This is a genomic window from Methylomonas methanica (assembly GCF_001644035.1).
Classification (GTDB): Bacteria; Pseudomonadota; Gammaproteobacteria; order Methylococcales; family Methylomonadaceae; genus Methylomonas; species Methylomonas methanica_A.
On the sequence record NZ_LUUG01000091.1, the window covers coordinates 20,553 to 32,095 of the forward strand.

Annotated in this window: 8 protein-coding genes; all 8 read left to right on the forward strand. The window is 47.3% G+C overall.

The genetic code is table 11. The features are described from left to right. The first annotated feature begins 127 nt into the window (after positions 1-127). The 8 genes from can to A1332_RS16665 all read left to right on the forward strand — a co-directional run bounded on the left by can (position 128) and on the right by A1332_RS16665 (position 11,311). Positions 128-763, forward strand: coding sequence for a carbonate dehydratase (gene can, locus A1332_RS16630; protein ID WP_064009557.1), 636 nt, complete (start codon positions 128-130; stop codon positions 761-763). A gap of 44 nt (positions 764-807) precedes the next feature. Continuing rightward, complete coding sequence (locus A1332_RS16635) at positions 808-1,908, forward strand: efflux RND transporter periplasmic adaptor subunit (protein ID WP_064009558.1); 1,101 nt, start codon at positions 808-810, stop codon at positions 1,906-1,908. A 14-nt stretch (positions 1,909-1,922) separates the two neighbouring features. Beyond that, positions 1,923-5,081 (forward strand): efflux RND transporter permease subunit, encoded by a 3,159-nt coding sequence (locus A1332_RS16640; RefSeq protein ID WP_231890339.1) that lies wholly within the window; start codon positions 1,923-1,925, stop codon positions 5,079-5,081. 36 nt (positions 5,082-5,117) lie between these two features. Further along, positions 5,118-6,515 carry an efflux transporter outer membrane subunit gene (locus tag A1332_RS16645; protein WP_231890340.1) on the forward strand — a complete coding sequence of 466 codons (1,398 nt, stop codon included), beginning with the start codon at positions 5,118-5,120 and terminating at the stop codon, positions 6,513-6,515. Positions 6,516-6,608: 93 nt separating this feature from the next. Continuing rightward, positions 6,609-9,296, forward strand: a complete 2,688-nt coding sequence (locus tag A1332_RS16650; RefSeq protein ID WP_064009560.1) for a cation-transporting P-type ATPase — start codon at positions 6,609-6,611, stop codon at positions 9,294-9,296. Positions 9,297-9,305: 9 nt separating this feature from the next. Further along, positions 9,306-9,809 carry a hypothetical protein gene (locus A1332_RS16655; RefSeq protein ID WP_064009561.1) on the forward strand — a complete coding sequence of 168 codons (504 nt, stop codon included), beginning with the start codon at positions 9,306-9,308 and terminating at the stop codon, positions 9,807-9,809. Between the two features lie 559 nt (positions 9,810-10,368). Then, positions 10,369-10,716 (forward strand): hypothetical protein, encoded by a 348-nt coding sequence (locus A1332_RS16660; protein WP_064009562.1) that lies wholly within the window; start codon positions 10,369-10,371, stop codon positions 10,714-10,716. 25 nt (positions 10,717-10,741) lie between these two features. Further along, a complete protein-coding gene (locus tag A1332_RS16665) occupies positions 10,742-11,311 on the forward strand; it encodes a DedA family protein (RefSeq protein ID WP_064009563.1) in 570 nt (189 codons plus the stop codon). The last annotated feature ends 232 nt before the right edge of the window (positions 11,312-11,543 follow it).

Consider the following 11,543-nt stretch of genomic DNA (forward strand, 5'->3'; position numbering starts at 1 on the left):
TCATTGCAATAGCCTTTCCCAGAAAAAGATTAATCGTCAGCAAATACACTTTGAAAGGTTTATGAAAGGTTAGGTCAGTACGATAGTGTGTTGTTCATCACAGATTCGGTCATATCAAGGAGCGCGTTTGCTTACCCCTGCCAAATTACTTTTAGAAAACAGAGCTTGGTCTGAAGACTTGTTGGCGAGAGATCCCGACTACTTCATCGATCTGGCCAAAGAGCAATGCCCTGAATTTCTTTGGATAGGCTGTTCAGATAGCCGGGTACCTGCTGAAACAGTAGTACACGCCCAGCCCGGTGAAATATTCGTGCACCGCAATATTGCCAATCAGGTGATCATCACTGATTTCAATTGCCTGAGCGTGCTGCAATACGCCATGGTCGTGCTCAAGGTTAAACACATTATCGTTTGTGGTCATTACGGGTGTGGCGGTGTAAAAGCCGCGCTTCAACCTCAAAAATCCGATTTGGTCATCACCAATAAATGGCTGATGCACATCAAAGATGTTTATCGTCTTCATCAAGACGAATTGGAACACCTCGATCCAGCAAAAAAAACTGATCGCCTGATCGAGTTGAATATTATCGAACAGGTCTATCGATTGGCGCATACCTCCATCGTCCAATCCGCTTGGAAACATCATGGACATAAGCCTACTTTGCACGGTTGGGTGTACGGCCTAAACGATGGGCTGATCCAAGAGTTGATAAAACTTGACCATAACACTCACATTCATCCGATTTATCAATACGCCGATTGACGTTCGCGCCCTGTGCCGGCGACTTAATTTGCTCATCACTTGAAATGAAAAACATCCAAATACTGTTGGTTTTATGCTTTCTGAGCACCTCGTCCTGCAACTCCGAAAAACAGCCCGAGGCAGTCGATACCCATGAAGTAATCAATCCCATCGTCAAAGACACCAGCTACGATAGTGAATATGTTGCCGAAATCCAGTCGGTGAAATATGTCGAAGTCAGGAGCCGGATCAAAGGCCACATTGAAAAAATTCATGTCGATGAAGGTCAGGCGGTCAAGGAAGGCCAACTGTTGTTTACCCTGAGCTTCATGGAGTTCGAAAAAGAGCTGCAAAAAGCCCATGCCGCTCATAAAAGCGCCCAGGCTGATTTAAAGGCCGCAGAAGTCGAGTTGAGTAATGTCAAACGGCTGCTGGAAAAAAATATCGTGGCCGAAGGTGAATTTGAAGTGGCCAAAGCCAAGGTTGAGGCGCTAAGAGCCGATATGGAAGAAGCCGCTGCCAACCAGGAACAGGTAGCTTTGAATCTGTCCTTTGCACATATCAAGGCCCCGTTCAACGGTTACGTCAACCGGATTCCTAACAAGGTTGGCAGTTTGATCGCCGATGGGGACATGTTGACCTCGATTTCCGACAATCGGGAAGTATTTGCGTATTTCAATCTCTCAGAAATCGACTATCTCAATTATGTGTCGGCCAGCGATAAACAGGCCGATAAGGTTAGCTTGAAGCTGGCCAATCAAACGCTGTACCCGCATAGCGGAAAAATCGAAATGATCGAAAGTGAATTCGATCATGCCACCGGCAACATCGCCTTCAGAGCCCGCTTCCCTAATCCGGATGGCCTGTTGAAACACGGTTCGAATGGCAAGGTGGTGATCAATAAACAACTCACGAATCCCTTGCTGATCCCACAAAAATCCACCTTTGAAATTCAAGACAAGTTGTACGTGTTTGTGGTCGACAAGGACGACACATTAAGGCAGCGCAATATTGTTCCGCGTATGCAATTGACCGATTTTTATGTTGTGGAATCCGGTTTGTCCCCGAACGAAAAAATAGTCTACGAAGGTGTCGAAAACGCCAAAGACGGCAGCAAAATAACCCCTGTTCCGATTGATTTAGCGACTGCCATGTCTCAACAATAAGCGAGCTATACCACATGATAACCACCAGATTCATTCATCGTCCGGTGCTATCCATCGTGATGGCTATTTTGACCATTTTGATTGGCCTGCTGTCTGTCACCCGGCTTTCAGTTACACAGTTTCCGGAAATTGCGCCGCCTGAAGTCACCGTCACCACCAAATTTATCGGCGCCAACGCCGAAGCGTGCGTCAAAGCGGTGGTCACGCCGCTGGAACGTGCCATCAACGGTGTACCGGGTATGGCGTATATGTCCTCGGTGTCGGGCAACGACGGGGTCAGCGTGATACAAACTATTTTTAAAGCCGGAACCGATCCGGAAGTGGCATCGGTCAACGTGCAGAACCGGGTGGCGTCGGTTTTAGATGAACTGCCTGAAGAAGCGATAAAAGCCGGGGTTATTGTCGAAAAAGTCCAAAACAGCATGCTGCTGTATATCAATATTCTCAGCAAGGATCCGACCCTGGATGAAAAGTTTCTTTACAACTTTACCGATATCAATGTTCTCAGAGAGCTGAAACGCATCGAGGGCGTGGGTTTTGCCGACATTATGGGCGCACGGGAATATGCCATGCGGGTGTGGTTGAAACCCGAGAAATTGCTGATGTACAACATCTCGCCCACCGAGGTCATTGAGACATTAAGGGCGCAAAATGTCGAGGCCGCACCGGGCAAAATCGGCGAAAGCTCGGGCCGCGAGGGGCAAGCCATGCAATACATTTTGAAATACACCGGCAAATACAACACCGTAGAGGAATATGAAAATGTTGTGTTGAGCGGTAAAAGCGATGGCGAAATTTTAAGGCTCAAAGACGTTGCTGAAGTCGCATTCGATTCACAGGACTACGATGTGCTCTCCAAAGAAAATGGCCAGCCGTCGGCGGCTATCGTGCTCAAACAGCGCCCCGGCAGCAATGCCAAGGAGGTGATAGCCAATATCAAAAAAACCATGGAAGACATTAAAGCCAGTTCGTTTCCACCTGGCATGGACTACACCCTGAGTTACGATGTGTCCAAATTTTTGGATGCTTCGATTCACGAAGTCATCAAAACCTTGCTGGAAGCCTTCGTGTTGGTGGCCTTGGTGGTATTCATTTTTCTGCAGGATGTTCGCTCCACCTTGATTCCGGTCGTCACTGTCCCGGTTTCACTGATAGGTACGTTTTTCTTCCTGCATGTGATGGGTTTTTCGTTAAATCTGATCACCTTGTTTGCATTGGTACTGGCGATCGGCATCGTCATCGACGACTCCATCGTGGTCATCGAAGCGGTGCATGCCAAGCTGGAACAGGGGAATATCGGCCCGAAACGGGCAACTGAACAAGCCATGCGGGACATCAGCGGCGCGATTGTCGCAATCACCTTGGTAATGTCAGCAGTGTTTTTGCCGGTATCGTTTATGGAAGGCTCGGCCGGCATTTTTTTCCGGCAATTCTCGTTGACTATGGCGTTTGCGATTGTGCTATCAGGCATCACCGCGTTGACGCTGACCCCGGCACTTTGCGCCTTTTTTCTGAAAGCCATTCATCACCATGAACCGCAGCAAAAAACCAGTCTTGAAAAATTCTTCGCCGGATTCAATCGCTGGTACAACGGACTGGCCGAGGGTTATAAAAGCCTGATCAGGCTGATAGCCAATCGCAGACTGATTACCTTTGGGATATTGCTGGGGTTCTCGTTCGGCGCAGGTTTGATTGGCAACCGCGTACCTTCGGGCTTTATTCCGCAAGAAGATCAAGGGACCATCTATGCCAATATCACCACCCCGTCCGGCGCTACGCTGGAACGCACCGAAAAGGTGGTGAATGAAGTACAGCGCATCGCATCACAGATGGACGCTGTGACCTCAGTTTCCAGCCTGGCAGGGTTCAGCGTACTTTCGGACGGCACCGGGGCGGTTTACGGCATGAATCTTATCAGCTTGAAGGATTGGCAGGATAGAAGTCTTTCCGATAAGCAGGTGATCAAACAACTCGAGGAAAAGACTCAACATATCAAAGACGGCGGCATCGAGTTTTTTACGCCTCCGCCCGTGCCGGGCTTCGGTAACTCCAGTGGTTTTGAAATGCGTTTATTGGATAAAACCGGCGGCAGCCTGGAAAAACTGCAGAAAGTGGCCGACGTTTTTGTGGAAGAGTTGAATAAGCGACCAGAAATTAGCAATGCCTTTACCACCTTCAACACCAAATTTCCGCAATTTCTATTGCATGTCGATATCGATAAAGCCGCTCAAAAAGGCGTCACCACAGAAAATGCCATGAGCACCTTACAAACCTTGATTGGGAGTGAGTACGCCACCAATTTCATCCGCTTTGGTCAAATGTACCGGGTGATGGTGCAAGCCTTGCCGGAATATCGTGCTCACCCGGATGATTTATTGAAGCTGTATATCAAAAATGATGCCGGCCACATGGTGCCTTTCTCGTCATTTCTGACGATAGAGAAGGTCTACGGTCCGGAGCAGGTCACCCGCTATAACATGTACACATCGGCCATGATCAACGGCCAGCCGGCCGACGGCTACAGCAGTGGACAGGCCATTGAAGCGATTAAACAGGTGGCTGCGCAAAAATTGCCTAAAGGCTTTGGTTACGACTGGGCGGGTTCCTCACGCGACGAAGCCAATGCCGGTCACCAGGCTATTTATATCTTTCTGATCTGCCTGTTATTTGTTTATCTGCTATTGGCAGCGCAATACGAAAGCTTTCTGTTGCCCATGCCGGTGATTCTGTCCTTGCCTATCGGCATCTTTGGTGCTTTGTTCACGCTATGGGTAATGGGGCTGGAAAACAATATCTACGCGCAAATCGCCATGATCATGCTGATCGGCATCCTGGGTAAAAACGCGATTTTGATTATCGAATTCGCCGCGATGAAACACAAACAAGGCAAGTCACCGTTCGAGGCGGCCATCGAAGGTGCTGTATTGCGTTTACGACCTATCTTGATGACTTCATTTGCCTTTATTGCTGGCCTGATTCCGTTGATGTTCGCTTCCGGTGCCGGCGAGATCGGCAACAACACCCTGGGCTCAGCCGCCGCTGGCGGCATGATATTTGGCACTATTTTCGGGGTCATAGTTGTTCCGGGACTATATGTGGTGTTTGCCGGTGAGGCCGACAAACATCGACGCGATGATCAAAAAGAAAAAGCCCCATTTACCGAGACTCTTTGACCCCCAATGATGCGTAATATTTATTGCAGCGTTGCCATGGCTTTATTGGCATCCGCTTTCAATGGCTGTTCATTGAATACCGAGTTGTCGATTCCGGAACAGCCGATACCGGCCAGCTTTCAAGACAAATCCGATACTACTAGCATAGCCGCCATTGACTGGCGGCACTACTTTAGCGATGCGCTGTTGTTAAAGCTGATCGATACCGCCATCAGCAATAATCAAGACCTGCAAATCGCCTTACAACGCATTGAATCGTCACGTTCCAGTGTGAAATTGGCCAATGCGGCGATGTTGCCCCAAGTCAGTTTGAATCTCGGCGGTGGGGTAGAAAAATTTGGCTTGTACACGATGGACGGTGCCGGCAACGCGACCACCGAAATTACTCCTGGGCGAATCGTGCCGGAGAATTACACCAATCTGTTTGTCGGCTTGCAATCGTCCTGGGAGATCGATGTCTGGGGCAAACTGGAAAACCAACGCAAATCGGCCGTTTCAAACTATCTGTCCAGCATTGAAGGTACCAATTTCGTCATCTCCAACCTGGTAGCCGATGTCGCCATTTACTACAACGAACTGTTGGCCTTGGATCATGAACTGGATATTGTTCGGCAGACCACCCAGAAACAGCAGGAAGCGCTGGAGATCATCAAACTGCAGAAAGAAGCCGGCAGGGCCAACGAACTGGCCGTACAACAATTCCGCGCCCAATTGCTCGACACGCAGGTGTTGGAAAATGGTGTGCTGCAACAAATCAGTGAAGCCGAAAATCAGATCAACTTCTTATTGGGGCGCTATCCGCAGCCCATTGAACGCGCGAAAAACGTGTTTTTTGAAGCCGGTCCGCCAGTCATTTTGTCGGGTATTCCATCCCAATTACTAAGCAATCGACCGGATATTCGTGAAGCGGAACTTCAGGTTCAGGCCAGCAAATTTGACTTGAAAGCAGCCAAGGCGGCCTTTTATCCAAATTTCAATATCACGGCCAGTCTGGGTTTTCAGGCCTTCAATCCTGAATTTTTATTTACCTCACCCGCGTCATTGGCTTATTCCTTAGCCGGTACCCTAGTTGCGCCGATTATCAACATGAAATCGTTGGAAGCCGCTTTCAACAGCGCGCAAGCCAATCAGCTGGCGGCCATGTATCGCTATCAGAAAACCATACTGAATGCCTACGTCGAGGTGGCAAACCAGCTTTCCAGCATCAAGAGTTTGCAACAAATCAGCACGCTTAAACAGCAACAAAGCGAAGCATTGAAACAATCGGTCGAATCAGCCAACGAACTTTATAAAGCCGCCAGGGCCAACTATTTGGAGGTACTCATCGCCCAACAAAGTGCCTTGCAATCCAATCTTGAATTAATCAACGTCACCAAACGGCAACGCATGGCGACTATCACTATTTATAAGGCATTGGGTGGCGGTTGGAAGTAAAAGTAGCCATCTGCAGACTTGAGTAACGGTTGCCGATTAAACTTAGCTTCACCCTAACCCTAAGCAGAAACAAACCCGCCAATACTAAGGCAAATGAAAACTCAGAAAACAAATTGGCATAATCAATCACTGGATGCATTGGAAACCGGCTTGCAGATTGATGTGCAGCGAGGTCTAACTGACATCCTGGCAGAACAACGCCTGAAACAATACGGCTTGAATTGCCTTACGCCCCAGCGCGGCAAAAGCCCATTGCGTTTACTGTTTGAACAGGTAAACCAGCCGCTGGTTTACATCTTATTGATTGCGGCGGCGATTACCGGGCTCCTGGAAGAATGGGTGGATAGCAGCGTCATTTTTGGTGTGGTGTTGGTCAACACCATTATCGGATTCATTCAGGAGTCCAACGCCCTGAAAGCCATTGACGCACTCAGTCGGGTGTTGACGGTCACGTCCACCGTTCTACGCAATGGTCAACGCCGTTCCATTTCGGCTAACGAGTTGACGGTTGGGGATGTGGTGTTTTTACAATCCGGCGACAAAGTACCGGCCGACTTGCGCTTGTTGCAAATCCGAGAGTTGCAAATTGATGAGTCCGCGCTGACAGGGGAATCTGTACCGGTAGAAAAGAAGCTAGCTACGCTAAGCGAGGATACCTTGTTGGCGGATCGTTTTAATATGGCGTATTCCTCAACTTTAGTCACTTATGGCAGTGGCACAGGGGTCGTTGTTGAAGTTGGTGATCACACTGAAATTGGACGCATCAATAGCCTGCTCAGTAGCACCATTGAGCTGGAAACGCCGCTGACGATTAAGATTGCTCAATTCAGTAGGTTATTGCTATGGGTCATCCTGGGCTTGGCGGCGGTTACGTTTTTAATCGGCGTATGGCGAGGTCAGTCGCTGTTGGACATGTTCATGGCGTCAGTGGCTTTGGCTGTCGGCGCTATCCCGGAAGGATTGCCCGCAGCCCTGACGATTACCCTGGCGATTGGCGTGTCGAGAATGGCAAAACGCAATGCCATTATTCGCAAACTGCCCGCAGTAGAAACATTGGGTAGTACGACTGTCATTTGTTCAGATAAAACCGGTACCTTGACCCAAAATCAAATGACGGTTCAGGCCTTGTATGCAGGCGGAGAGTTTTTTGACATCACCGGCAGCGGTTACACGCCCGACGGTGACATTGGTCTAAATGGCAAGACGATAGACCACCAAAATTTTCCTGCTTTGATGGAATGCCTGAAAGCCGGACTGTTATGTAATGATGCGCGATTAATTGCCGAGCCAGAGAGTTGGCGCATCGAAGGCGATCCCACCGAAGCCGCGTTACTGGTGGCGGCACACAAGGCCGGTTTACATCAAGCATCCGTTTGTACCGCTCATCCCCGTCTGGATGCCATTCCATTTGAATCCCAGCATCAGTTCATGGCGACCTTGCATCATAATCTGGCGATTGATAGTCGCCATGTTTACTTAAAAGGTTCATTGGAAAGTATCTTGGCGCGTTGCGATAAAGCGTTTGACCCGCAAATGCAGCTAACGGGATTGGATAAAGCCTTGATGCACCAACAAGTTGAACGCCTGGCGGCACAAGGGCTTCGTGTGTTGGCGTTTGCGCGTGGCGATCATGACTATGACGATGTAAACCATGATCAGGTGAAAGGCGGATTCATTTTTCTGGGTTTCCAGGCAATGATCGATCCGCCCCGTCCTGAAGCGATCACCTCAATCGCCGCCTGTTATCGGGCAGGCATTCAAGTCAAAATGATTACCGGAGACCATCCTGTCACGGCTTTGGCAATTGCGAAACAATTGGGGATGCGGCATGTCGAACGGGTTGTGGCGGGGGCGGAGCTGCAGGCCACTCATGAAGCACAATATCCGCAGCTAGTGGAACAATGTGCCGTTTATGCCCGAATTGCGCCTGAACAAAAGTTACAGCTGGTGCAAGCCTTACAGGCCAATGGGCATATTGTCGCCATGACCGGTGACGGTGTGAATGATGCGCCGGCCTTACGCCAAGCCAATATTGGGGTCGCGATGGGACTTGGCGGCACTGAAGTCGCCAAGGAAGCGGCGGCCATGGTATTGACCGATGATATGTTTTCCACCATTGCGGCGGCGGTGGAAGAAGGGCGCGGCGTGTTTGATAATCTGATTAAATTTATCGTCTGGACTTTACCGACCAATGGCGGCGAAGGCTTGGTGATTAGCGCCGCCATTTTTGCCAATGTTGCCTTGCCGATTACGCCGGTACAAATTCTGTGGATCAATATGTCCACAGCGGTATTATTGGGGTTGATGCTGGCCTTTGAACCCAAAGAGCCCAGCTTAATGAGTCGCAAACCGCGCGACCCGCAACAGCCGATTCTCAACGGTGTGCTGATTTTTCGGATTTGCCTGGTCTCGACTTTAATGTTGATAGGTGCGTTTGGGCTGTTTGAATGGGAGCTTGCACGCGGCGAATCCCTGGCTTCGGCACGGACTGTAGCCGCTAATGTGTTTGTTTTTTGCGAAATGCTTTACTTGTTTAACTGCCGCTCTTTGGAACATTCAATGTTTCATGTTGGGGTGTGTTCCAATTTATGGGTGATTATCGGCGCATTGACTATGACGCTGTTGCAATTACTTTTTACCTATTGGCCGCCTATGCAAAAACTTTTTGGTACGGCTGCATTTTCCAGCGGAGAGTGGCTATTGATTTTAGGCGTAGCGACAAGTGTTTATTTGATAGTCGGATTAGAAAAACTAATGCGTCGCCGACTTTTTAAAAAGTGAGAATAATATATGAAAATTAATCTATTGCTTTTCTCGATATTGATCGGTGTGTTTTTTAGTAGCACTGTTATGGCGAAGCCACATTCTTTGGTATTGCCAACTCAATTCCCGCTAAAGAAGATACAAATAACTGTTTCCAGTCAATCTAATAAGGAAAACGCCGAAAGGTATCAAATTTCAATAAATGGCAATGGAAACAGTTATTTTATTAAAAATAACCAACAACAACCATTAAACGTTACAAACGATACCTTAATTGAGCTGCTGAATGATTTTTATGCTGTGCATTTTTTTGAAATTTCGGATACGTTTAACGTCAAGAAAAAGGTAGTTCTCAAGGATAGTCAAACCGTAACTACCATTGTCAATAAAGAGCCTGCTATAGAGAGTAAAAAGGTTTGTGTTCAACTACGATCCTATAAAAAATGTCTTTCAGTGATTGATAATCAACCTTTGGGCGTTTCACAAATCGTTAATAAAATTGAAACCTTAACTAGAACAACGGGAAATTGAGGACGCCTTTCTTGTAATCAGCTTTGCAGCTGCCATCTTTGCATGCCCACAAAGGTGTGAGACTCTTCGAAATATTCGAAGCTAACCAATGTTGGGCAAAACAAGCGGTCGTGTCACCAGTCGTCATTTCGATTATGGCAAATCAAGTTGGGTGTTCATATCAAGGTCAAATCTTCCTTACGGATTGATAGTTTCCCAAATCGGTGGAGTCAACGCGGCGTAATTTCGTGTAGTCATCTTGGCCTGCCGGTGGGCTGCGCTAACACTTTACCCGCTCCATTTACTTTTAGAAAATCTGAAGTTGCAAAAATAAAGGAGACCATATCATCTGTGTCGAGAGTAAGATCGGTAGCCCTCGAAAAAATACGGCGTACGTTGATGTCAAGCTGGATTGGGGAATCGATTATGTCTGGCTCATTTTGGAATAATCACTCGCGAATAAACCACAATAAATATTTTATCGAAATAGTGTGTGCATAATGATAACGCTTGAAACAATGAATTAACCCGATGTTGATTAAAACAAGAATAAAAATTTTAAGTCTATAAAGGGGGCGCCATGAAAATTCTTAGTTTTACCTTTATTATAGGGGTGATTTTTCTTTATTTTATGAATATGGCGATGTTGAAAACAGCCATCCCCAACATGGAATGGATAATTCATGCCGGCACGCGATTCTTACTGGGCTTTTTTGTCATGGGGGTGAGCTGTTTCTACGCCAAATCGTTAAGGTTTAAGAATGCCCTGAAACTGATTCTTGTCATTGTTATATTGGATTATTTCTACGACTACTATATCGAGGCTTACCGCTTAAACTTCCAAATAATATTACATGGCATTTATATGTTGGTATGGGGTGCGTTGATGGGGTATCTAGCCGCTAGTCTCAGGGCAAATAAGGGTTAAGCTTTTAGAGCACCCTGTGTCGAATATGGATGCCTTAACCGATGTCATTCAAAATCATATCGAATATGCCCCTGTCATCATATTCGGCGTTTTGTTATTGGCCGGATTTAATATTCCTGTTTCTGAAGACGGCATGTTGTTTATTGCGGCGTCTCTGGCGATTAAGAATCCGGAAATATTGACCTCTCTCTTCCTGGCGGTTTACCTCGGTGCTTATTGTTCCGATTTAATTTGTTATGGCTTAGGGCGATTATTAGGCCCCAAGATACTTCAAATTAGGTTTTTCGCTGGAATGATTAGGCAAGATAAAATCGATAAAATTCATGATTATTATCAGCGCTATGGAATACTCACCTTGATATTCGGGCGATTCATCCCTTTCGGTGTCCGCAATGGTTTGTTTTTGACAGCCGGATTGGGCAAAATGAGCGCGATAAAATTTGCCTGTTCCGATTTATTTGCCTGCACGATTTCGACACTAAGTTTTTTCTCGCTTTACTACCATTTTGGGACGGCAGTGATCGAGTATGTTATGGAATTTAATATTGTTATTTTCATTTTGGCGTTAAGTGTGGTGGGATATGTTTACCTATGAAAAGGCAAACATTAAAGCAGTCGGGGCCTAATTGGAACCTCCAGTTTTCCTGATATTGTCAATTTGCTCGCCGAATACCGGACAGTCATCTGGGTCAAAGGTTGCCTTAACTATTTAAATTCGATAGTTGCCTCGTTTGTTGGTTTTGGCCAACCGAGTGAGGTTGCCAACGACTGCTTTGTAGTCCTCCAGTTCGAAGAATCTGGATTAGGCTGACTGGCCGGTTTAGAGA